21 protein-coding genes are annotated in these 24497 nt (G+C 41.4%); 12 read left to right on the forward strand and 9 right to left on the reverse strand.

What is annotated here, in order from left to right; genetic code table 11:
* The first annotated feature begins 172 nt into the window (after nucleotides 1-172).
* Nucleotides 173-754 (forward strand): hypothetical protein, encoded by a 582-nt coding sequence (locus ACRYKC_RS11605; protein ID WP_433806892.1) that lies wholly within the window; start codon nucleotides 173-175, stop codon nucleotides 752-754.
* A gap of 143 nt (nucleotides 755-897) precedes the next feature.
* Here ACRYKC_RS11605 and thpD read toward each other — a convergent pair whose 3' ends face one another.
* Entirely contained in the window at nucleotides 898-1794 is an 897-nt protein-coding gene (gene thpD / locus ACRYKC_RS11610; RefSeq protein ID WP_433806893.1) for an ectoine hydroxylase, read from the reverse strand.
* Nucleotides 1795-2141: 347 nt separating this feature from the next.
* Between thpD and ACRYKC_RS11615 the strand changes: the two genes are divergently transcribed.
* Nucleotides 2142-3554 carry a glycoside hydrolase family 18 protein gene (locus tag ACRYKC_RS11615; protein ID WP_433806894.1) on the forward strand — a complete coding sequence of 471 codons (1413 nt, stop codon included), beginning with the start codon at nucleotides 2142-2144 and terminating at the stop codon, nucleotides 3552-3554.
* Nucleotides 3555-3764: 210 nt separating this feature from the next.
* On the opposite strand, the gene ACRYKC_RS11620 is transcribed toward ACRYKC_RS11615, so the two are convergent.
* Nucleotides 3765-4574, reverse strand: a complete 810-nt coding sequence (locus ACRYKC_RS11620) for a ZIP family metal transporter (RefSeq protein ID WP_433806895.1) — start codon at nucleotides 4572-4574, stop codon at nucleotides 3765-3767.
* 171 nt (nucleotides 4575-4745) lie between these two features.
* A complete protein-coding gene (locus tag ACRYKC_RS11625) occupies nucleotides 4746-5579 on the reverse strand; it encodes a YitT family protein (RefSeq protein WP_433806896.1) in 834 nt (277 codons plus the stop codon).
* Between the two features lie 130 nt (nucleotides 5580-5709).
* Here ACRYKC_RS11625 and pdxR point away from each other — a divergent pair, with 130 nt between their 5' ends.
* Nucleotides 5710-7095, forward strand: a complete 1386-nt coding sequence (gene pdxR / locus ACRYKC_RS11630) for a MocR-like pyridoxine biosynthesis transcription factor PdxR (RefSeq protein WP_433806897.1) — start codon at nucleotides 5710-5712, stop codon at nucleotides 7093-7095.
* An 88-nt stretch (nucleotides 7096-7183) separates the two neighbouring features.
* Nucleotides 7184-8005, forward strand: a complete 822-nt coding sequence (locus tag ACRYKC_RS11635; protein WP_433806898.1) for a metallophosphoesterase — start codon at nucleotides 7184-7186, stop codon at nucleotides 8003-8005.
* Nucleotides 8006-8063: 58 nt separating this feature from the next.
* Here ACRYKC_RS11635 and ACRYKC_RS11640 read toward each other — a convergent pair whose 3' ends face one another.
* Entirely contained in the window at nucleotides 8064-8621 is a 558-nt protein-coding gene (locus tag ACRYKC_RS11640; protein WP_433806899.1) for a YkoP family protein, read from the reverse strand.
* Nucleotides 8622-8990: 369 nt separating this feature from the next.
* Here ACRYKC_RS11640 and ACRYKC_RS11645 point away from each other — a divergent pair, with 369 nt between their 5' ends.
* From ACRYKC_RS11645 to ACRYKC_RS11665, 5 genes are all read left to right on the forward strand, one after another.
* Nucleotides 8991-10217 carry a processed acidic surface protein gene (locus tag ACRYKC_RS11645; RefSeq protein ID WP_433806900.1) on the forward strand — a complete coding sequence of 409 codons (1227 nt, stop codon included), beginning with the start codon at nucleotides 8991-8993 and terminating at the stop codon, nucleotides 10215-10217.
* Nucleotides 10204-10857 carry a class D sortase gene (locus ACRYKC_RS11650; RefSeq protein WP_433806901.1) on the forward strand — a complete coding sequence of 218 codons (654 nt, stop codon included), beginning with the start codon at nucleotides 10204-10206 and terminating at the stop codon, nucleotides 10855-10857. Before ACRYKC_RS11645 ends, ACRYKC_RS11650 begins: the two co-directional genes overlap by 14 nt.
* Before the next feature lie 283 nt (nucleotides 10858-11140).
* Nucleotides 11141-12151, forward strand: coding sequence for a M14 family zinc carboxypeptidase (locus ACRYKC_RS11655; RefSeq protein ID WP_433806902.1), 1011 nt, complete (start codon nucleotides 11141-11143; stop codon nucleotides 12149-12151).
* Between the two features lie 135 nt (nucleotides 12152-12286).
* Nucleotides 12287-12454 (forward strand): YfhE family protein, encoded by a 168-nt coding sequence (locus ACRYKC_RS11660; protein WP_433806903.1) that lies wholly within the window; start codon nucleotides 12287-12289, stop codon nucleotides 12452-12454.
* Between the two features lie 193 nt (nucleotides 12455-12647).
* The gene (locus ACRYKC_RS11665; RefSeq protein ID WP_433806904.1) at nucleotides 12648-13562 is read left to right on the forward strand and encodes a DUF6612 family protein; all 915 of its coding nucleotides are present in this window, start codon (nucleotides 12648-12650) and stop codon (nucleotides 13560-13562) included.
* 62 nt (nucleotides 13563-13624) lie between these two features.
* On the opposite strand, the gene ACRYKC_RS11670 is transcribed toward ACRYKC_RS11665, so the two are convergent.
* From ACRYKC_RS11670 to ACRYKC_RS11690, 5 genes are all read right to left on the reverse strand, one after another.
* Complete coding sequence (locus ACRYKC_RS11670; RefSeq protein ID WP_433806905.1) at nucleotides 13625-14860, reverse strand: MFS transporter; 1236 nt, start codon at nucleotides 14858-14860, stop codon at nucleotides 13625-13627.
* 133 nt (nucleotides 14861-14993) lie between these two features.
* Nucleotides 14994-16439, reverse strand: coding sequence for an NADP-dependent phosphogluconate dehydrogenase (gene gndA, locus ACRYKC_RS11675; RefSeq protein WP_433806906.1), 1446 nt, complete (start codon nucleotides 16437-16439; stop codon nucleotides 14994-14996).
* 140 nt (nucleotides 16440-16579) lie between these two features.
* Entirely contained in the window at nucleotides 16580-18031 is a 1452-nt protein-coding gene (zwf, locus tag ACRYKC_RS11680; RefSeq protein WP_433807126.1) for a glucose-6-phosphate dehydrogenase, read from the reverse strand.
* Nucleotides 18032-18293: 262 nt separating this feature from the next.
* Nucleotides 18294-19355, reverse strand: coding sequence for a glycosyltransferase family 4 protein (locus ACRYKC_RS11685; RefSeq protein WP_433806907.1), 1062 nt, complete (start codon nucleotides 19353-19355; stop codon nucleotides 18294-18296).
* 30 nt (nucleotides 19356-19385) lie between these two features.
* Entirely contained in the window at nucleotides 19386-20807 is a 1422-nt protein-coding gene (locus ACRYKC_RS11690; RefSeq protein WP_433806908.1) for an O-antigen ligase family protein, read from the reverse strand.
* Between the two features lie 245 nt (nucleotides 20808-21052).
* Between ACRYKC_RS11690 and ACRYKC_RS11695 the strand changes: the two genes are divergently transcribed.
* The 3 genes from ACRYKC_RS11695 to ACRYKC_RS11705 are packed head-to-tail and all read left to right on the forward strand — an operon-like array spanning nucleotide 21053 to nucleotide 24442.
* Nucleotides 21053-22405: a phenylacetate--CoA ligase family protein gene (locus tag ACRYKC_RS11695; RefSeq protein WP_433806909.1), complete on the forward strand. Its 1353-nt coding sequence runs from the start codon at nucleotides 21053-21055 to the stop codon at nucleotides 22403-22405.
* 23 nt (nucleotides 22406-22428) lie between these two features.
* The gene (locus tag ACRYKC_RS11700) at nucleotides 22429-23703 is read left to right on the forward strand and encodes a nucleotide sugar dehydrogenase (protein ID WP_433806910.1); all 1275 of its coding nucleotides are present in this window, start codon (nucleotides 22429-22431) and stop codon (nucleotides 23701-23703) included.
* Between the two features lie 19 nt (nucleotides 23704-23722).
* Nucleotides 23723-24442 carry a WecB/TagA/CpsF family glycosyltransferase gene (locus ACRYKC_RS11705; RefSeq protein ID WP_433806911.1) on the forward strand — a complete coding sequence of 240 codons (720 nt, stop codon included), beginning with the start codon at nucleotides 23723-23725 and terminating at the stop codon, nucleotides 24440-24442.
* Nucleotides 24443-24497: the final 55 nt, after the last annotated feature.

Consider the following 24497-nt stretch of genomic DNA (forward strand, 5'->3'; position numbering starts at 1 on the left):
ATCATTTGTACATCAGTGAATTAAGAAGTTAATGTGATTATCTGATCAAGAGGGATGAGCTGCTTATCATATTCAATAAAAAGTGGATTTTTTTCAATTTTGTTACAAAATTACGTTTAACTGGTACTCAAAACCGAAACACACTCTATGTAATACTTAAAGGAGGTTAAGAATGATGAAGAAATTGTCTGCTGTTCTCGTCGCTTGTTTGGTTGTGATAGGGATGGCCACTCCAGTTTTTGCGGATAATCATGGGAAGCCGCCTGTAGAAGAACTGGAGAAGCAATTCAATGAGTTCTTCACACTTGAAACGACAGACGAGGGCGAAGTGAAAAAGTATGACTCCATGGATCGATTAGAAGAGGAAATAAAAAGCATTATGGTTTGGCCTCTAGCAGACCAATACTTAGAAACTTATTTTTACGAAGAGAATGATAAACTCTATTTAAAAGCTATGGATGGTCCAATTAAATTGGATACAGACATGGAATATCATATGGAGAAAGTCGATGCTAACCATTACACGGTCACTCAGGATCGCGAAAATCAGCAATACGGAAAATATACAGTGAAAATTGATTATAGTTATGAAGCTGGGAAATGGGTGTTTGAAGATCGGAGACACATAGAAAGAGGTGAAGGTGGCGAAATGCCGGATACCTCAAGTACTCTCCCTATGAAGGCGATCTCCGGTATACTGCTTACCGCAGCAGGAGCTCTTTTGCTAGTAGGACGTAAACGGCTTAATGCTTAATCAATTTTATGAACAGCTCGCTTAGCAGGCGGGCTGTTTTTATTTTGTTTTAAGAAGAAAGAATAATGGATGTAAAAAGCTGTTCACAAAGGGAGGTCCCTTGTGAACAGCTCCAAAATGAGAGTTCCCTAGTAAGTATAGGATTATCGCAAGCTCAACCGCTTTGCGCCTTCTCTCACAGCAATAAATTCAGGACGCTCTTTTCCACCTGAAAAAGGTTTTACAAGCTGGTTCTCTACACTATTGAATACCATAAATAGATTGTTACGGCTGTACGGGGTAATGTTTCCGTTTGATCCATGCATTGTGTTGGATTCAAATAGAGTAATTGCACCGGCTTTTCCGGTCGGAACAGAAATTCCCCCGCCATTCTCTGCGAGCCATCTCAAACTATTATGATCAGGTACTCCTAATTTCTGCTTCTTCAACGATTCCTTATAATTTTCCTCGGGTGTCTCTCCAATGCAGCTGACAAAATAATTCTGGGAACCAGGGATCAGCATCAGAGGACCATTGAAGGTATAGTTATCAGACAAAGCAATAGATAGACTGACTGCCCTCATTCTTGGCATACCATCTTCTACATGCCAAGTTTCGAAATCAGAATGCCAGTCGAATTCTTTACCGGTAAAGCCTGGTTTATAGTTGATGCGGGACTGATGAATATAGACATCACTGCCTAGCAGATATTGCACAATATCGAGAATCCGCTGGTCGTTGGTCACCTTTCTGAAGTATTGGTCATCATTATGGACGTGAAAAATAGATCTAATCTCGTCACTCTCAGGCTCACGAATAACCTTTTCAGAATCTACCTCTCTATTTGATTCTTGCAGGTCAAAAATTCCCTTTTGCATTTCAGAAACCTCTTCGGGTGAGAAGAAGTTTTCTATTTGTAGAAATCCATTTTTTTGATAAAAATTGATTTGCTCATCAGATAACGGTCCTTTATCTTTAGAAAGGTCCGAATGGATGACTGGATCTTTGCGTTCAATTATCTCCGGCTTACTATTCTGACGGGAAGGATAGAGATCTTCCATTTTTACTAACACTCCTTGTAAAAGATAAATTTCTCCTAAAGCCTTTTCGGACGATTGTAAATTATAGGGAACTCTCCACGTACACCGCATATTCCCACTAGAATAGCAAATAAACACAAAATTTTGAGAAAATTTTAATAGGATTCCTCTGGGCCCCTGGCATATCGGTCAAAAGAAGGATTATAAAATTATTATATATTTATATAGTATTTGATGGTTTTTTAACTATTAAATAATTCTATTAAACTATATTAATAAAATGTTTCTGGAAATAGCCATGCCTTTAATAGGACAGACTCTGCATGAATAGCATGAGATATAGAGACTGCCTGTGAGGTGAGCGTGGCGTGCAAATACATGTGGTGAAATCTGGAGAGTCCCTGTGGGGTATAGCTCGGTCGTATCGCTCTGATATCAATCAAATTATTTTACTCAATCAATTGGAGAACCCTGATGTATTAGTTGTTGGTCAGGCACTAGTTATTCCAGAAGCAGGAAGGGAATATGTCGTCCAGGCTGGAGATTCTCTATGGGCGATTGCTCAGCGTTTTGGTATTTCTGTTCAGCAGCTTGCGGAGGTCAATCAAATCTCTGATCCTTCTTTAATTTTTATTGGAGATCTGTTGGTGCTTCCATATTTTCCTCATACCGTTCAACCTGGAGACAGTGTATGGAGCCTATCTCAACGGTACGGAATTCCAGCAGAACGAATTATTCAAGTGAATGGACTAACTAATCCTTCTTTGCTATACGTTGGTCAGACATTGTATATCCCTCGAAAGGCAAGACCTGTAAAAGAAATCAATGCGTACACGACCAGTACAAGTGCAGCCGGAAGAAATGAGGTCCTTGCTCTTGGCAGGAACTTCACGTATTTGTCCCCTTTTACTTATGGAATTAGAGAAGATGGATCTATAACAGAGATGAATGAAGAATCCGTTTTACAAGCGGCAAGAGCGAATAACGTTGCTCCTTTAATGGTATTAACGAATTTCTCTAATGGATCGTTCAGTTCAGATAGAGCGGCGACGATTTTGAGAAATCCCGACCTGCAGGAAACTTTGATTACGAATATCCTTGCTAAGATGGAGGAAAAAGGATATACAGGTTTGAACATTGATTTTGAATATGTATATCCGGAGGACAGGGAAAACTATAATAATTTTCTTAGGAGAGTAGTGGCTCGACTGCGGCCAGCAGGATATACCGTTTCTACAGCCGTTGCTCCAAAAATTAAAGCGGATCAGCAAGGGTTACTCTATGAGGCACATGATTACCCAGCTCATGGGGAGATTCTAGATTTTGTTGTCATCATGACGTATGAATGGGGATGGGCGGGAGGAAGACCATGGGCGATTGCCCCGATTAATAAGGTAAGAGAAGTATTGGATTATGCGGTAACTGCCATACCACGGGATAAAATTATGATGGGCGTGCCATTGTACGGCCGTGATTGGAAAATTCCATGGGTAGAAGGAACCTTCGCACGAACCGTCAGTCCAAAAGAAGCCGTGCAGCTGGCAGCGAAGTACGGGGTTGAAATTCAATATGACGAAACGTATCAATCTCCTTATTTCCGTTATCGAGATGAATCAGGGCAGGAGCATGAAGTGTGGTTTGAGGATGCCCGCAGTATGGAGGCCAAGTACAACACGATTATAAACTATGGCCTGAGAGGCGGCAGCTATTGGGTGCTGGGAAATCCGTTCCCGCAAAACTGGCCGGTATTACGTGATAACCTTACAGTGAGAAAAGTGTAAACAATACGATTAATGTAGTAAAGTAACAATCAATTGTCGTTAAGGCACTTTATTTCGTAGTTAGGGCACTTTCGCGTCACGTTAGGGTGCTATATTTCGTAGTTAGGGCACTTTCCTATCATGTTAGGGCGCTATCCCTTTCTAATATAAACTAATCAAAAACAGCTCAGAGCGTATAAACTCTGAGCTGTTGGCATGTTTATAAAAGGATTAACCAAGCGCTACATCCAACGTCATCATGACGGCAAAACCAAGCATAAGACTGATGGATGCAAGGTTAACATTCCCTTTTTCATGTGAACCAGGAATGATCTCTTTTGCGACAACGAAGATCATCGCACCTGCAGCAAAACTAAGCGCGTAAGGTAAAATAGGTTCAATCGCAATAACAGCGACCGCACCGACCACCGCAGCGATTGGTTCCACCATACCGGAAAATTGGCCGAACATGAAGCTTTTCCCTTTACCCATGCCGTCGCGGTGTAAGGGCATGGATACAGCCGTACCTTCTGGAAAGTTCTGAATACCGATACCGATTGCGAGTGCCATCGCACCTGCTAGTGTCGATTCTGTCACGTTGGAAGCAAGCGCTCCGAACGCCACACCGACTGCAAGACCTTCAGGAATATTGTGGAGCGTCATAGAAAAGACAAGCAGAGCCGTTCGATTCTTTGCTCGGTTATCTTTAATATCATGCAAGTAGCGATCCGTGTTAATTGCCGGCAGCATACGGTCAATGAACAGCAGCAAGACCCCGCCTAATAGAAAACCGACAACAGCCGGAATCCAAGAAGGAACGGCCCCGTCTGCAGACATTTCGATCGCCGGGGCAAGGAGTGACCAGTAACTGGCTGCAATCATGACACCACCTGCAAAGGCGAGCATGCTATCTAGAAATTTTTGATTTGCTCCTTTGACAAAAAACACGAGTGCGGCACCCAGAGCCGTCATCCCCCATGTGAATAATGTACCGATCAGTGCTTGCATAACTGGATTGAGTTCTTTAAATGCTTCAATCATGTCTTTCACCTCTCAATGTTGATGTATTCTTTAAAAGTTGCACATAGGAAACTTTTGTTTATGTGACCATTTTACATACGGGGAAGGTATTCGTCAAATGTCTTGTTTATTCGTATTAGTTAGATTGCAAAAAAGAGAGCTGATCAGTCTCAGCTCTCTTTCCTACTCTAATCATTTACCTCTATACCCTTGCCGGAAAACCTCTTGAACTCTATGTGTCGTGATATAGGTGTTAGGATCAATCTCTTCTATGAATTTTTTCAATTGAATAATCTCGCGCTTGTTAATCACGATATACAGCACATTCTTATTTGTATTGGTGTATCCTCCTTTAGCTTCCAGAACAGTTACGCCACGAGACATGCGCTTTGTTATCGTTTGGAGGATCTCTTCGTGAGAATCCGAGATGATCATGACAGCCGTTCGTTCTTCGGTCCCCTCAATAATGGCATCAATGATTTTTGCTCCTACATAGACCGCTACCAATGTGTACATGGCACGTTCTTTTCCAATCACAAAAGAGGAGGCCACAATGACAGTGATGTCAATGATCAACATCGCGTTTCCAACACTCCAGCCCAGAAACTGATTCAATAAGCGAGCGAGAATCGTACTCCCTCCAGAGGTACCGCCAGCTTTAAAGATTAAACCAATTCCCAGGCCGACAGATAACCCCGCAAATAGGGCGGCCAATAACGAATCACCATTTAGATTTTCTCCCCAGCCAATTGTCAGGTGGAGGAACAACGAGGAGAGAAGGATGGAAAGGATCGTATAAATTGTCATTCGTTTTGTAAAAAATTTATATCCAATTGCCAATAAACTCGTGTTTAAAACAAAGTTAATAAGTCCTGGTGACCATCCGAACAAATAATACGTAACAATCGTAATCCCAATAATTCCTCCTTCAGATAATCGGTTTGGTATGGCAAAATAATTAACCCCAATAGCAAAAACAAAAGCTCCGATCACTAAGAGAGAAAGATCCTTGAACGTACTTTTCATAGAGACTCTCCTTTCCATTCCTTATTAGAGGCACACGTTGACGATTGGCTCGAGTTGCCTTTTCTACATATATACTTTAAACTGACATTGTTAATAACCGAATTATATCATAGGTTGAAGGGGTCAGAGAATGGGAACTTTATTATCTAATTTCAAACTCAATAAAGAGCAGCCTTTATACGAGCAGCTGTATTTACATATACGAATGAAAATTGAGTCAGGAGATCTCTCACCTGATACAAAATTGCCTTCCAAACGAGAGTTATCAAGGGAATCGTCTTTGAGTCAAAATACGATCGAAATGGCTTATGGACAATTGGTTATGGAGGGCTATATAGAGGCATTAGCGCGGAAAGGCTATTTTGTGAAGGATATCCAGCATGAGTTCAATAAGAAACAAACAAGCCATTCAACAGTAAAAGAAAAGAAGGTCAATGCCGAATCGGCCCTCTACGATTTCTTTCACTCAGGGATTGATACAAGCTCCTTTCCTTATGAAACGTACCGTAAAGTCGTCCATGAAACGTTAAAGCAAGAGGATGAAAATTTATTAAAGCTTGGTCATCCTCAGGGAGAGTTCGCTTTGAGAGAGGAAATTGCTGCTTACATTAAAGAAGCCAGGGGCGTCGATTGTCATCCAAGTCAGATTATTCTAGGTTCAGGAACGCATTACCTACTGAAGCTGTTGTTTCAAATGCTGCCTGACCGTACTTACGCAGTCGAAGATCCAGGCTATCATCGCAAGTACGCTTTAGCGGACCTTCCAGACAAGCAAATCCGTTTAGTACCGGTAGATGCACAGGGGATGAGTCTGGATCATTTGGAAAAAAGTGATGCGGATATCTGTATATTGACTCCATCTCATCATTTCCCGAATGGGACGATTATGCCGGTATCGCGACGGGCCGATGTATTGAAGTGGGTGCAGGCAAAAGAACATCGCTATCTCATTGAGGACGATTATGATAGTGAGTTTCGCTATTCAGGTCAGCCTGTTCCATCACTTCATAGTCTGGACTATTCCGACAACACGATCTATTTAGGGAACTTTTCTAAAGGGCTGATGCCTTCGCTGCGTATCAGTTATATGGTTTTACCGGGGGAACTTTTGCAAACTTATCAAGAAGAGCTTTTCTTTTACGCTCAAACCGTTTCGCGAATCGATCAAGCCGTACTAAAAGAATTCATTCAAAAAGGCCACTTGCAAAAGCACATTCAAAAAATGAAAACCATTTATCGCAAGAAAAGAGATACACTTCTTTCAGCCATTTCAAAATGGTTCCCTGAAGGCGTAGAAGTCATCGGACAAGATTCAGGCTTGCATGTGCTTTTGCGTATTCCTAATGGAATGACAGAGCAGGAACTGATTGAGAAAGCTTTAGAGTTTGATGTGAAAGTCTATCCGATTTCCTATTATGGGACACATGATAATCAAACGGTTCTTATTGGTTACGGGTCCCTCTCCGAAGATGAGATTAAGGAGGCAGTTCGCTTACTTTCAAAAGCGTGGTTCTAGCGGGTGAATCTGAATGGAAACCTATCCATGATTTACTAGGTAAAAAGTCCTTTTATCCTAGTATAATGAGGTGGGAGGTGTTCGTTCGATGATTTGGATTGCAGCAATATGTGTTCTGTTCGGAGTTGTAGGCAACATGGCTTACAAAAACACGAGGCAGGTACAAATCAACACAATCAAGGTAGATTCTCAAGATATGAATTCTATGCCGCCGCTGAATATCTTGCATCTTTCCGATCTGCATTTGGAAAATATCTCGATTACACCAATGGAATTATATAATAAATTGAAGAACCAAAATTATGATCTTATTGCGCTTACTGGAGATTTTCTTGATCGAAAGTGGACGATTCCTAAGCTCGTCCCTTATTTGGAAGTACTGAGAGACCTGAATCCACGACACGGAATCATTGCTGTTTTCGGCAATCATGATTATGTATTAAGGAAGAAAAACTTTTACAAACTGAAAGAAACTCTGGAGCAATATGGATGTATAACCTTGCAAAATGAAAACGTGACCTTAGAAATTAATGATCAAACCATTAATGTGATAGGAATTGATGATTACAGCACGAAGAGGAGCGACCTCGAAGCTTCATTTAGGGGCATAAAAGCAGGATATAATTTAGTGCTTACCCATGACCCAAATGTCGTGTTAGAAATGAAGGATTTTCATTTCGATTACTTGTTATCCGGCCATTTTCATGGAGGGCAGATCTTGTACCCTAAAGCCTACCATCTAGTTAAGATGGGGAAACTGCCAAGGATGAATATGGTAAAAGGATTTCATCGTCATGAAGGAAGACCCTTTTATATCAGCGAAGGGCTCGGGCAGACAGGTGTAAATATTCGTATTGGAAGTCGACCTGAGATTACGCTCCATCATCTCGAATCTTCATCAGGAAATTAATTGAAAAGGCTGTCTTTCTCCAATTTGAGGAGTAAAGACAGCCTTTTTCTTTTGAAGACTAGTGGTATTTATCCATCAGTTGTTCTTTTGACATATAAATATAAGAAGGCTGATGAGTTCTTAGATCCGCAAGGGTTGGAGGCTTTCGATACATGGATCGGATCATAATAAAGGAAGTGTATTTCAGTCCTTTATAAAAAAGATTGGAAATAGGAACAGTCTCAAAACCAAGACGAAAGGATCCCTTGCTGATTGCTGTTACACCAATAATTCCTTTAATATGTGCGGCATCATAATGATTGTGCACATAATTAGCCAATTCAGGTAAGGACTCATGGACAACTTTAAAAATATAACGCGCCTGGTTGATGTCGTTTTTAATATCCTTCATTTCACGAATCAATCGGATATTGTGGAGATGAATTTTTAGAACTTTGTCATTCTCTTCGACCTTTGTCCCATCTCTACAAATAAATGGTTTTCCCTTATAGGAAATCATCTTAACGCGAAAGATATTCTTGTAATCATTTTTGTTTTTATGGATGTAAGATAAACGTGCCATGCGAAAATAAAATGGATCTAATAAAGACCAGATGTTAACGATATAGTGCTTCATATTTCCCCAACCTTAGTTTCTTTTTCTTTAGTGTGGCTAGAAATGAAGCGTATTATTGATGGTAAAAAAGAGAAGATCTTGTTTCGGCTAAACCGTAAAAACTTGGATAAAATAAGTGGAACGAAGGCTTTATGTGAGCAATACTTTGATTTCCTTGTTAAACGGATTAATTGAGCCACTACTTTGTCGTCCCCTATAGAGAAATGAAATAGGATTTTCAATAAAACTGAGACTCTCTCGTTGAAACATCAAAAATTAAAATGAAGGTAACATTTTCCTCCTAACTCCGACAAAATAAAGCTATCTTTTTTGAAAAAGTAGACTTATAATATTCTAGATATTAACAATTGAATAGTAGGAGGAAAATTGGTGAGAGGTCTATTTTTGGTTGTTTTGGTGGGGTTTCTTGTTGCTTTGTTCCCTGGTGTAAATTATGCAGCACCTAATACGAATGAGGTAGAAAGTTTCGTAGCAGAGTTGGGATGGACGGTTCAGGATTTAGTTGAATATCTTGATTTTTATGAGCTGAGTCTTGAAGATTTCGAAGACATGGACGAGCTCAAAGAATTTTTGGGAGAACCATTGACGGAAGAAAGCTTGAATGTACTGCTCAATGATTACGGTTTAAGTCTTGAGGAAGCATCTCAATTATTAATAGAGAATGGGGAACTGGAGGAAGGCCAAAGTATTCTGGATGCCTATACTTTTGTTGAGGATTTGGATATGGACCTCTCTTTCTATAATATGACTCCTTTAACGGATGAAACCCTCAACAAACTGCTTGAAGATTATGAGTTAAGTTATGAAGAACTTGTCGAGTTATTTGACCAAAATGGTGATTCTATTGAAAACTACCAGTACGTAGAGGAACTGGATTGGGCTGTATGGAATTACCTCTATAGTGATGAGGAAATGGACTATAGTGATATCGAGGGTCTTTTTACAGACTTTGGACTTACTGAAGAAGAGTTAGAGCGATTATTTAATCATTTGATGGAGTTGGACCTTGAGGACCCTGCAAAGTTAGAAAAACTGGATGAGCTTTCTACTCGGATGATGGCGTTTGCAGATTTTGAGGTAGCGATAGAGTTAACGTCAGAGCAAATAGCTGAATTGCTTGATATCTACACTCAGATGATGCAAATTCTGGATTTAGATGCTTCCTTTTATTTAGTAAAGGAAGGGGAAAAAGAACAAGTCTCTATCTCAACGATCATGGCGATGACTTCATCAGAGGGTTATGATTTAATGATTGTCCTCCACAATACTAAGGGCGAATTTCTCGCAGACCTGTTATTGACAGGAGATATGTTTAGCTCAGAGCTTATTGAGGATACTGGAAAAGACCTGGAACAGCTAGAAGGAATTCAGGAGCAAGTCAAAAGCACGGTGAACTCTCCTTCTGTGAAAAAAGAGCCCGTAAAACCAGAACCTATGAAACCGGAAACTGTGGAGAATCGTCCGGTGAACCAAACGGAACACGGTGGAAAATTGCCAAAAACAGCTTCTTTTGCGGTTGAAAAAGCGGCTGGAGGACTCGCTATATTGGCTGTAGGGTTCTTGTTTTACCGCAGGTTCAAGTATGCTCAGAAGTAAGAAACTTAAAAAGTATCTCCTTTTGGCTATAAGTGTGGGCTTACTGACCGCAGGATTATGGCTGACAACTACGAATGCATACACGTTTGCCAGGGGATATGTTCTGTTCAAATCTGGAGCAGCCTCCTATGACAAGACGGTAGATGACTCAGAAGCACCGAAAGAAGCGGATGCTAACGGATCACCTCCATCAAAAGAGGCAAGCGCTGAACCTTTATATACAGATCGTCCAAACCAAGGAGAGGAAATGGGAGAATTGTACATTCCGAAATTGGATGCGACTCTGCCTATCTTTCATGGAACAGATGAAGATGAATTAGCCAAAGGTGTCGGTCATTTTGCAGGAAGTGTACTGCCTGGTGAGAAAGACAATTCAGTTCTTTCTGGACATCGCGACACGGTTTTTCGCAGGCTAGGGGAAGTGGGCATGAATGATCTTCTTATCGTAACCACAGATGCTGGCGAATTTACTTACAAAGTAAGGAAAGTGCGAATTGTCGATGCAGAGGATCGGACAGTAATTGTACCAAAACCACAGGCAACGTTAACCGTAACGACGTGTTATCCATTTGATTTTATCGGGTCTGCGCCAGAGCGGTATATCCTGGTAGCGGATCTTAAAGAAGTAGTCACTCATTAAAAAGGAAAGCCCTGTTTCTGAATCTCAGAGACAGGGCTCCTTTATTAACGATTGAAGTTATCCGGCTGTAAACGTCTTTTTTAACTAACCGGATGGTACAGTCAAAGAAACGGTCCTTTGTTGATATTAGTAATAGAATAGGAACTGGTTTTAAAATCTATTAAAGGATAATTTTTACATTTGTAGAATTAAACTTAGTAGTAGAGGAAACTTCTTTCTTTCCTTTGCTAGTTTGGTAGAAGACTATTAAGGAGATGAGGATTTGAAGAAAAAAGTAATAGCAATGTCACTATCTATCGCCCTTGCAAGTACAAGTATGGGGATTACACCCGCATTCGCAGCTAATGGACCTGATGTCAACGGTAACGAGACGGTACAGACAGCAATGTTGACCACTTACAGTGAGATGAAGAGTTTTCTGCAAAAAGGAGCTGAGAAGCAGGAACAGATGGATTTAGAAGTAATTGGGGAAACGAATAAGGGAAGAGAGATCTTCTTAGTTAAATACATAACTAATCCAGATAATCCGACCATTCTTTACCTTACTCAGCAGCATGGTAATGAGGCATTGACGACAGAAGGAGCACTGGATTATATTCGTCACTTAAGTTCCAATAGTAAACAAAACCAGGAGATGCTTAAACATGTAAACATTCTTATTTTACCGATGTTCAATGCAGATGGTGCTATGGGAGATGTGAATTTCTCATTAGATGATCATGTAGCCAGCGGACGTCATCTAACACGTTACAATGCATATAGAGTCGATCTTAATCGTGACCATGTTAATAAGGCAGCTCCAGAAACCAAAGCCTTACATGAGAATGTTCTTCAAAAATACAAGATAGATTATATGATAGATATGCACCATCAAGGAACCCAGGAAGACTATAACGATAGGTACACTACGGGCTCACTTCTGACCCCGCAGAATCCTGAGGTTAATTCAATAGTTACAGAGCAATCTAAGCAATTAGCAACAGTATTATATCAAGGATTGGAGCCATATGGCTGGACCCACATTTTTAAATATGATGCTCCAACTTCTCAACCGAATGTTGCTTCTAATGCTATGGCGATTCAATATGATATCCCGGTTATTCTTTTTGAAATGAGAGGAATGGCTGATAATAGCTACGAACCATACGTATTGGGGCAAAAATCAAATGGTTACTTAACTAAGCAAGCATTTCTAGCTATGCAAAAAACTTCTGAAGCTATTGCTGATGGTTCTATATTGAATGCTGATCCTGGTGTGTATGAGCAATTACCTGAACAAAATTATAACTATTGATAAAAAGGTCACTCTGGAGTAAGTAGTTTTTACTGCTTCATGTCGTTTAATTAATTAAAGTACTTGCACGTTTAATATCTTTTACAACGTGGAAATATCTGTACATAACCCAATTCCAAAGAAAGGATGAACACTATGGCAAAGAATGCACAGTATCAACCGATAAGAGGAAATGGGGATCAATTATCCGACGCTCAGGAAGTCATTTACGCAAAAGAATTTAAACAAGCAGACATCGCGGGCGGATATCGTAAACCAAGAGTCAAAGAAGCTAAGCAAGAAAATCCTAAGTTAAAATCATAGAAAAAGGCAGCCTTGTTTGGCTGCTTTTTTTTATGTTCAATTATATAGTAAAAAATAATCACGTATAAATGTTTAATTTTGTCATAATTAGGATAATAGGTGGTAGGTGGAAAAAAGTGGGTTAAACATCAGCCATGTTTCTCGCATACATAGACTCATGAAATTTTGCCAAATTCATAATAGGAGTGTTTCGATGTCGAAAAAGCTGTTTAGCCTGTCTGTAGCCCTAGTTATCCTGTTCGTTTTGCCTTTCCAAATTGCAGCTGCGGAAATGAGCGCAGAAGAAATCCTGAAGCAATCGAATGAAGCGATGAAGGGGATCGATAGCTACACCGTCCGCACCATTACAGAATCATCCATGCCCATGATGGAAGAGGGGAACAGTAAGACGATGACATCTGAATCTGTTGCCGATGTTACTTTAGATCCATTTGCCATGCATATGACCACAACGATGGGTGGAAGCACCGTTGAGTCTTATATGACAGAGGAAGGGTATTATACGGAGATGCCTGGTGAGGGATGGGTAAAACTATCTGATGAGATAAATGAATCCATTCAAAAGATGTCAATGGCAGATGGCCAAGTAAAGCAGGCGCTCACGCTTGCAAAAAACATGAGTGTGAAGGAAGAAGAGGGCGCCTATATACTGACTTATGAAGGGGATGGACAGAAGCTATTAGAGATGTCCATGAAAATGATGCAGTCAAACATGAATTCAGAGAGTAACAAAGAAATGGACTCCATGATGAAGCAATTACTTGAAGATGTAGAAATCAAAGATGTCTCCTATGAGATGACCATTGACAAGGAAAATCATTACCTTACGAGTATGATGATGGATCTCGAGATGACTATAAAAACAGGAGAAGAGCCAGCGACCATTTCTCAGTCCACTGAGATGACTCTAGAAAACTTTAATGGCGTAGATCCAATCGAAATCCCGCAGGAGGTATTGGATCAAGCAAAACCTCTAGAGGAAACAATTAAGGAAGGCGGAGAAATGCCTGACACGGCGACTTCCTATCCGACTTCTCTCATGTTGGGAGGAGCGCTGATTCTACTCGGCGGCGGAATGCTCCTATACAGAAGAAAAACTACAGCCTAACCTATACAAATTCTAAAAAGGCGCAGCCCTGAACATGGATGCTGCGCCTTTTAGTTGAAATTTTATTTGGTTTGTAATGTTTCGTCTGTTCTTGAAAAAGAGATCACTCCAGATAGGAAGGGGAGAATGGCAACAAGACCGATCGCCCAGTGGACGGAAAGCGTATCTGCAATGAGTCCTGCAAGCAAGGCACCAAAGGCATAGCCACTGTCTCGCCAGAAACGATAAACTCCCAAGGATCTTGCCCGCCAATCGGGATGGGCGACATCACTAACAGAAGCTATGATGGTTGGATACACCATAGCAGTTCCAATTCCTAATAACAGTGCCCCAGCAATCCATAAGGAAAAGGTATCGACGAATAATATGAACCACAGAGAAAAAGCTTGCACAAACATTCCTGAAACAATCAGTTTTTTACGTCCGATGCGATCACTCCACAAGCCTGTAAACAACTGAAAGAATCCCCAGGCTGCAGGATACACAGCAACTACCGTTCCGATTTGGCCAACGGTTAACCCGCCTGCTGCAAAGAAGATCGGGAAAAGCCCCCACGCCATTCCATCTTTCAAGTTCGTCGTTAATCCAGCAAAACTGCTGCTTGATAAATTTCTATCCTTCCAGGAAGTTTGTTTGAATACTTCACCAATAGATATCGATTGTGCCCGGTTCTTTTGCTGTTTCGACTGAAGCTTAAGGTGCTGGTCTGTATTTTTAACAATTAAGGATAAAATGATACCGATAATGACAAGACCAATCCCAATGTAAAAAGGTTCTGGACTCAGTGAGTATGTGGAAGCAACGTAACCAGATACGGCAGCCATTAAAGCAACACCGAGATACCCGGCAAATTCATTAAAACCTACGGCTAAACCTCTTTGATCCGATTTCGCAAGGTCCACCTTCATATTCACAGTCATCGACCAGGTTAAGGACTGGTTGATTCCTAAGAAAATGTTGGCAACAATAATCACCCACCACGCGTGAGCGAAAATAACGAGTAAAGGAACGATGAATCCGATGAACCAGCCGATAACCAGTACTTGTTTGCGTCCGTATCGATCGGCAAGGTCACCTGCAAAGAAGTTTATGATGGCTTTTGAAAACCCGAAACTGACGATAAAGGAAAGGGCGGCACTGGTAGAAGCGATTCCGAAATTTTCTTCTCCGATAATAGGGAGAATCGTCCGTTCTAAGCCAACCATTGAACCGACAAACAAATTAATGACTACTAGCAAAAAGAATTGTATGAAGTTTTCTTTAATACCAACTTGAACCTGACCTTTGGATTTATTCACTATTATTCACCTCTTACCATAAACAGCAACCTGATTTTATTTAACCAAAAATAGTGCATGGGGTATTTATTCACTCTCTTCAGTATTCCATAAATACTGTTAAATATAAAAAATAAAGCTCAGAGTAAAAACTCTAAGCTTTATTTTGGACGGCAATAGGTTTATTTTGTTTTGTCCATTCGGTATGGAACGTACCTTCTTTATCTTTCCTCTGATACGTGTGCGCACCGAAATAATCGCGCTGTGCCTGCAAGAGGTTCGCAGGGAGATCTGCTGTACGGTAGCTGTCGAAATAAGCAATGGCGCTTGATAGCGCTGGAGCAGGAATACCATTTGTAACTGCCATGCCTACAACTTCACGTAAGCTGGACTGGTATTTCTCAGCAATGTCTTTGAAATAAGGATCGAGAAGCAGGTTATCCAAATCAATATCTCTATCGTACGCTTCTTTGATTTTTTGAAGGAACTGAGCACGAATGATACAGCCACCACGGAAGATCATTGCGATGTCTCCATAATTGAGGTTCCATTCTTTTTCCTTTGAAGCGGATTGCATTTGAGCAAATCCTTGAGCGTAGGAACAGATTTTACTCATATATAACGCTTTTCTCACGGATTCAATCGCTGCTTGTTTGTCTCCCGTAAACTGAGCAATCTCAGGACCACTGATCTGCTTGCTCGCTTTCACACGCTCTTCCTTCATGGCTGAAATGAAGCGGGCGAATACAGCTTCTGTAATGGTCGGAAGTGGGACTCCAAGCTCAAGAGCATTGATGCTCGTCCACTTTCCGGTGCCTTTTTGCCCGGCAGTATCGAGGATTCTTTCTACTAGAGGCTCGCCAGTTTCATCATCAATTTTAGTGAAAATATCAGCTGTAATCTCAATTAGATAGCTGTCCAGCTCACCTTTATTCCATTCGGCAAAAACATCATGAAGCTCCTGTGCCGTTAAACCTACGACATTCTTTAAAAGGAAATAGGCTTCTGAAATCAGCTGCATGTCCCCGTATTCGATCCCGTTGTGAACCATTTTCACATAATGACCCGCACCTTCTGGACCAATGTGTGTACTGCAAGGCGTGCCTTCAACTTTAGCAGAAATCGCATCGAAAATCGGCTGCACTTCTGCATAGGCTTCTTTAGGTCCGCCAGGCATGATGGAAGGTCCCGTTCTTGCTCCTTCTTCACCGCCGGAAAAACCTGTTCCGATAAAGTGAACGCCAGCTTCTTTCAAGGAAGAAGCTCTTCTTTCAGTGTCCTTATAGAATGTATTGCCTCCATCGATTAGAATATCGCCCTCTTCCAAGTGAGGAAGCAGCGTTTCGATAACTTTATCCGTTGTTTCACCTGCTTTAACCATCATCAAAATTTTTCGTGGTTTTTCAAGTGAACGGATGAATTCTTCAACGGTGTAAGTTCCGTTGATTTTCTTGGTCGCTGCATTGTTGTTTACCATTTCGTCTACGCGATCAGTCCAGTAGTCATACACAGACACGGAGTAGCCGTTGTCTTCCATATTGAGAGCAAGGTTTGCGCCCATGACTCCTAAACCGATGACACCCATTTGTTGTTTTGTCATAGATGATCTGTTCCTTTCATGTTGTCAAGAAAAAATTATGAATCGTTTTAGAGTGTTACTGGCCCTTTACAGCTTCAGTGGCTATCCCTCTCGAGGTCTTAAGCTTGTCGGGTCTCCCAAGGCTTCTCCACATCCTATCTTTACCACCAGTTAAATCCGTCTGTTTCCAACATCTTATGAGAAGCTTCTGGGCCTTCGGAGCCAGCTCGATAGAAGTTTAATGGAAGTCCGTCTTCTTCGAATGCTTCCAGGATCGGCTGAATCCATTTCCAGGACAGCTCTACTTCATTCCAGTGAGCGAAGTAAGTAGAGTTTCCTTGCATCGCATCATTCAACAGGCGCTCGTAAGCCTCTGGCTGAGAGGATGGATTTTTAGAGAATGTTATAAAGGCCGGTTCAAACTGCTCGTTGGATTGATCCTTAATATTGACTCTCAAGCTGACACTTTCGGCAGGGTTGATTTCAATCTCTAATAGATTGGAAACTAACCCGATTTCTTCAGGATTTTCTGTTTCATCGGCTTCGTTTTTAAACTCGATAACGATGCGAGTGGATTTTTCCTTCATTCTTTTTCCTGTGCGAATGTAAAACGGAATGCCTTTCCAGTACTCATTATCAATGTATAAGCGCGCAGCAAAGAAGGTGTCATTATTGGAATCCTGATTGATTCCGTCTTCATCCCTGTAGGCTTTTACTGTTTCACCTTCAACTTCGCCTGCTTCGTATTGACCGCGAACGATGTGCTGTGACATTTCGTCTTTCGCAACAGGACGAAGCGACTCCATGATTTCTCTCTTATTATCTTCAATTTCTTTTGGTGATAATTTTTTCGGGTGGTGAAGAGCTGTCATCATCACTAACTGAAGCAAGTGGTTTTGAACCATGTCGCGAATCGCACCTGCCTGGTCATAGTAGCCGGCTCTTGTGCCAACACCGACGGTCTCACTAGCGGTAATTTGTACATTGGCAATTTGATGATGATCCCATAGAGATTTCAAAATCGGGTTCGGACGAATGAGTGACTCGAGATTTTGAACCATTGGTTTCCCAAGATAGTGGTCAATACGGAAGATTTCATCCTCGGCGAACACTTCTTTAAGTTTTGCGTTCAACTCTTGAGCAGACTTCAAGTCACTGCCAAACGGCTTTTCAATGATTAGACGCTTCCAGCCTTTTGTCTGGCTGATGCCATTTTTGTGCAAGTTCGTTGTAATCAGATCGACAAGTTTTGGAGCAACGGATAAGTAAAAGAGGCGATTGTCAGGGATGTTAAGCTCGCTTTCCCGTGTCTCTATAAAATCTTGTAAGTCCTTATAAGATTCTTGTTTTGTTGCATCAAAAATGCAGTAACGGAATTTTTCCAGAAACTCGTTTAACGTTGAAGAAACAATGTCTCTTCTTGAAAATGATTCCAATGCTTCTTTTATAAGGGCGTGAAAGTCCTCGTTAGAGAAAGGTTTTCTTCCAAGTCCAACTACTGAGATGGAAGGGGGCATTTTACCCTCAAGGAATAAGTTATATAAGGCTGGATAAAGCTTTCGTTTTGCGAGATCTCCGGATGCACCGAACAACACTAAGGACATATCTTGCATGAGTTCACTGGAATCGATTCCAGCGTCGTTAACAACAGCTTCGTCTGAGATACTTTCCATTTCCTGACTACCTCCCGTAATGAATAAGAGCGTAAACGCTCATTTGATATATATATATTTAGACTTTCATCGTTGTGATGTTTCACATCTTTATAAGATATCGGTTTTGAACTTAGTATGTCAACTCTTCCAAAATCTAATATAGCAGAATTATACGAAAAAAAGGACTAAATCGCTCTCGATTAAGCCCTTATACGACTGGTTAGCCGATCATCTCCTGATAGAGGGACTCCAGCCTCTTATTAAGGTTAGAAAAGTCATACGCTTTTGCCTGCTGTTTATTATGAGCAGAAATGCGCTTCATCGCTTCACACTCAAGGGAAACGATCTTTTCTACAAATCCATCGATATCTCCTGGTTTAAACAGATAACCTTCTTTGTCGTCATGGATGATATCCGGAACCGCACCAACTTGAGTAGAAAGTACGACAAGCCCTGCAGCCATTCCTTCCAAATTGGATAACCCCAGCGCTTCAAAATAGGAAGGAAGAATGAATAGCTGAGCTTTCTCAAACTCATCTACCTTTTCTTGTCCAGACATCGTTCCAAGCAAGGTGATGTTCAAATTGTTGGCATCGATTTCTTCCTGAAGTTCATTTTTGAGCGGGCCATCTCCCATCAGTTTAAAATCGATTTGGGGGTTCTCTTTTAACTTTTTCGCCATTTCGATAATGTCACGAACGCCTTTATTGGCTCCAAGTTTTCCAACAAATAAAACGGTCTTTTTATCTTCCGAGAAGCTCGGCTGAACACTCTCAAATTCTTTTGTGAAAATAGCATTCGTTATGATCTCATATCGTTCTTCCGGGACATCGAAGGTCTTTAAAAATTCATCCTTCCAAATCTGTGAAAGGCATACAATTTTATCAGCGCGAGCAAGCGTATCTTCAATCATTCGCTTTTTCTTCTCAGGGCTATTTGCATAAAAATCAAAGAACTTCCCGCTATGGATGTGAAGGACGACCGGATAATTCAACGCTTTCGCTATTAATAGGAAGAAACGACTTTTCGTGAACGCTTTGAAGCCTGCCGTGTGGATATGGACCAACGCAGGTTTCAGCCCCATAAGAACGAAGAAAAACTTGAACAAGACGATCAAATTGTAAACGAGCTTGTTAAGCGGCTTGTTTTTCTTCGGGAAGATATTAAAAAATTTTAAATCATAATCGGTGCTCGTGAATTTCTTCAATTGGCTTATAAAAACGGAAATCCCTCCAATAGGTGGAGGGAGTGGGCCGACATGAAGAATGGTTTGCTTTTTCATCAAAAATTCTCCTTATCGTAGGAAACGGTTTTAGCTGAGTTTATGACTGCGCGCATGCAGCAAGTTGATGATCATTAAGACCATTGGCAGTGCGAGATAAATGTTTACCGCCGGTGCGTATAACACGTGGCCGGCTAAGAACGCGATGCCTGAGCCCATTCCGATGGCTACGAACAATAACACATTTTCAGGTGTAATGACTCGAAGCGGCATCGTGAATAGTCGTTTGATAAATAGAAATGCCAGAGTGATGAATGGCATGAATAATAATAGTGATCCAATAATTCCGTAAGAGAAGAATAGATCAAAGAAGTCCATTTCGATCAGTTTTCTATTTTCTTTATAGTTTCCAGCATAACCCATTCCAAAGGATTTTTGAACAAGATCTGCATTCTTATACTGTTCTAACGTATTGGCAAAAAACAAGTTTCTCGAGCTTAACAGGATACGAAGTACAGGTGATTCAATCAACGAGACATTCTCGTCCACATCCCCTTCGTCCGGAGCAGGCTCTCCTTCAGGCGACATGCCGCCTTCAGAATCTCCGCCTTTATCCTTTTCTTCCTGCTGTTTCGCTTTTTCTTCATTTATTTTCCCGACATCTCCAGCAACGTTAGTAAACGATGGCGATAGTGGAGTGATCGCTCCGAAAATGATGAGAAAAACGAGTGACATCACGAGACGCAAGTTCACTGTACGATTCTTCGACTTTTTAATAAGCGAAGCGAGCCACCACACGACGTAGCTGAACACGATGATGATGGATGCGCCAAGTACTGCGAAATAACTGACCTTCGTTCCGATTAAGATCGAAACGATGGCAAGCAATAAGACAGGAGTGAAGTAATACCACTGTTTGAAGTTATCCATCTTCTTCAAGCTGTACAAATAGACGAGCGGAAAGCTGATGGCGATGATTGAGCTGATCTCATTTCCAGAGAAGAACCAGCCTTTAAACCCGAACTTTCCATATTCGTACGTACTAGAAGCTGTGCCAGTCAAAATGGAGATAAACATGGTAAGCGATACAATCAACATCGCAATGGTTAGCGACTTCAGAATATCAAGCTTTGTTTCATCCATCTGGTCTTTGTTTGTAAATAACAATAAGTACGAACAGAACATGATGATGAAGTAGAGTGTCTTCGCTAAGAATTGAAGCTCAAGAAATGGCTCGAACACGGGCTTATCAAAGAAGTTATAGACAAGGCCGATGCCAACCGCTGCAAAGAGCAGCAATAAATAGGGAATGACGTACTTTTTGTATGTACTTGAATTACCAAAGAAAATAAACAGAAGGGATAGACCCATAAAAAGAACACGAACTATAATTCCAATCGTCAAACTCGAATCGAATTGCTTAATGGAGAAAAAAGTAAGGATGTCGAGTACAGGTTGTACTATAATAAATAAGAGCAGAAGTTTCTTGTACATTTCTTTATTCATCATCATTAAAAAGCACCTCTGAGTCGTTGTTCAATTAGCAATTGACATTAGCAATTGACATAGTGAAGTATAAACCATATTCCATACACTGTCTATAAATGTAGGAAAATGTAATAGAGTCGTAAATACTTGAGGGAGTAGGGGTTTTAGCGGTTTTGCTTGAACAAATTTCAGGAAGAGACGTATAATGAATACTTAATTCGAAGACTATAAAAATTTTTTATCTAACACACATTTAAGGAGTTGGAATTATGGGTTGGATCAAGAAGTTAAGGATCCGATTGATGGAAAAGATTCGAAAAACTAACGCACTACATTATTATCAATCGTATAAAGAAAACCAGTGGAAAGATCAGAAGGAACTTCTCAAAGAACAAGATGAAAAAGTCTCTAACCTGGTCAAGCATGCTTATGCCGAAGTCCCATTTTACAAAGAGTATATGGAGAAACATAACCTTCCTCCCGCTTATTTTCAATCAGTGAAGGATTTAGAAAAACTTCCCATTGTCGGAAAAGAGGAATTGAAACGTCAAAAAAATAAAGTGCTAGCGAATAATATAGAAGACTATTCTCCTGAGGAAAAACGCACAGGAGGGTCTACAGGAGAGCCGTTCAAGTACTATCTTCCTAAACTCTCACATTCTCTGATGTGGGCGAATATCTGGCGCGGCTGGAACGTCACAGGCTATCAGCCAGGAGATAAAATCGGAGTTCTCGCAGGAGGATCCCTGTTATCAGGATTCGATGTAAAAAGACGGCTATACTATTACTTAAACAACTGGATCCCGTTTTCTTCTTATAATATGTCAGAAGAAACAATGGATTATTATGTGAGCGCCATGAAAAAGAAGAAGGTCAAGCTGCTGTACAGCTATTCATCTTCTGCTTACGAACTGGCGAATTACATTTTGAAAAAAGGATACGAGATTCAACTCGACGGAGTGATTACAACGTCAGAGGTACTGCTGCCTCATTACAGGGAAGCGATTGAAAAAGCGTTTGGCTGTGAAGTCTATGACCAGTACGGCGCCAATGATGGCGGTGTGACCGCGTTTGAATGTGATCAGCATGAAGGACTGCATATCGGCATGGAACGCTGTGTTGTCGAGATCGTCGATGATGATGGTAACCCAGTACCGGACGGCGAGGAAGGCCGCATCCTGCTTACGGACCTCTCCAATTATGCGATGCCGTTTATCCGTTATGAAGTGGGAGACTATGGAGCGATCACGAGAGAACCATGTGCGTGCGGGCGTGGGCTGATCAGGCTTACTCATATTAAAGGGCGTCAGCAGGAATTTATCTATAGCCGCAATAAGCGTAAAGTGCACGGCGGATTCTTCTCTACAACGTTCAGGCAGTATGACGCGGTCGAGCAATTCCAGGTTAAGCAGGACCAAAGTGGGGAAATAGTCATAAGACTACGTTTGAACGACCCTTCTTTCGAGAAACAGTTAGATAGACTTAAACAAACCATTGCAAAACAAGCAGAATTGGACAAGGTTACGATTGAACTCACCGATCAGTTTGAGAAAACAAAAGGTGGAAAACATAAATTTGTCATTAATAACGTCGCTGAAACAAACGAATCAGTGGTAAGGTAACGGATGGAAAGGGAGTTTTTGTAATGAAGAAATCATTGTGTGTGGTCGGGTTAGGCTATATCGGATTACCGACCTCTGTCATGTTCGCCATAAATGGCCACAAAGTACACGGAGTCGATGTCAACGAAACAGCCGTCAACATGGTTAACAATAAACAACTTCATATAGAAGAAAACGGACTGGAAGAACGTTTAGCAGAAGCGGTGGATAGCGGCATGTTCAAAGCCTCAACGGAGCCTGAAGAAGCAGATGTATTCATCATTGCTGTTCCTTCTCCAATTCGTGAGGACAAAACAGCGAACCTTGACTACGTCCGCAACGCGACAGAAGCTATTGTCCCTTATGTGAAAAAAGGCAACCTTGTTATCCTGGAATCCACGGTACCGCCGCGTACGGTTGAAGATGTGATGGTTCCTGTACTCGAGCGTTCCGGTCTGAATATCGGCAAAGATATTTTTATCGCCCATTCACCAGAGCGTGTTATTCCTGGAAAGGTATTTCAGGAGCTTGTCGACAACGACCGTATCGTAGGCGGAATCAATGAAAAGTCTTCGCAAATGACAAAAGAACTTTATGAAGGATTCGTAAAAGGGAATATTCATCTAACGGATGCAACGACAGCTGAAATGGTCAAAGTCATTGAAAATACCTATCGTGACGTAAACATTGCGTTTGCAAACGAACTGGCAATGATTAGTGAAAAAATCGGCGTCAACGCATGGGAAGCGATTCGCTTAGCGAATTTCCACCCGCGTGTGAACATCCATACCCCGGGACCAGGCGTAGGCGGACACTGTATCGCAGTCGATCCATGGTTCCTTGCTGAAATTGAGCCGGATCTATCAAAAATCATCCAGCTCTCACGTAATACGAACGATCATATGCCGACGTTCACAGCCAATAAAATTGAAGAGATTCTTAAATCTAAAGCCATCACAGACGGTAAAGTTGCGATCTTCGGTCTTTCTTTCAAAGCGAACATCGACGATCAGCGTGAAAGCCCGTCCCTTGAAGTCATCAAGAAGCTTGTTGAAAAAGGCATCAGCTTCACGACGTATGATCCTCACATCAAAGAAAACGTTGCATCAAATCAGACACAGTATATGGATGAAGCTCTTGATCAAGCAGATGTTGTAGTCGTATTGACAGACCATAATGAATTTAAAGAGCTTGACCCTGAAAGTGTAGGAAGTAAAATGAACAACAGAATCGTGTTTGATACGAAAAATGCACTGCCGCTCGGTACATGGGAAGACGCAGGATTCATGATCAAACGATTGGGAGATTCAAAAAATTAGTAGGGGTAAAGGTGAGACTATGAAGGAAACGTTTCTTGGAGTTGATGTAAGCAGTTCGACTTATGAGCAGCTCAACAAACAAATCTTTGACGACATCCGACAGAACCGACAGTCCATGATTGTTGCCATCAATCCCGAAAAGATTCTGAAGGCACAGGATGACCCAGATTTGATGGAGCTTTTAAACAAAGCAGATTATCAGATTCCGGATGGCGTAGGAGTCCTTTTTGCATCGCGGTTGAACAAAGGCGGCATCCAAAACCGGATCACAGGCATTGATATGTTCTTAACGCTTTGTGAGCAAGCCGCGCTCTACGGAAAATCCGTGTTTTTGTACGGAGCGAAGCCGGGCGTCGCCGAACAGGCGAAAGAACGTCTTTTAGAACGATATCCAAATTTGAAAGTGGCAGGCGTGCTTGATGGATATATTAAAGATGAAGAATACATCAAACAAACCATCAACGAAGCGAACCCTGATATTCTGTTTGTCGCTTTAGGCAGCCCTGCGCAGGAATATTGGATGATCAACAATATGAAAGATTTGAACGTTAACATCTTTCAAGGAGTCGGCGGATCGTTTGATGTTATTTCCGGAAGAATCAAGCGAGCACCAGCTCCTGTACAAAAGGTAGGTCTGGAATGGCTGTATCGCCTTGTCCTCGAGCCTTGGCGTTTCAAACGACAGTCCAAGCTGCCAGGGTTCCTATATAAAGTCTGGCAAGATAAGAATAGTAAATAAGATGTGCAGAAACACTCCAATCCTCAGTGGTCGGAGTGTTTTTTTTGTAAGAAAC

Source organism: Halobacillus sp. A1-3 (genome assembly GCF_050971765.1).
GTDB lineage: Bacteria > Bacillota > Bacilli > Bacillales > Halobacillaceae > Halobacillus > Halobacillus mangrovi_B.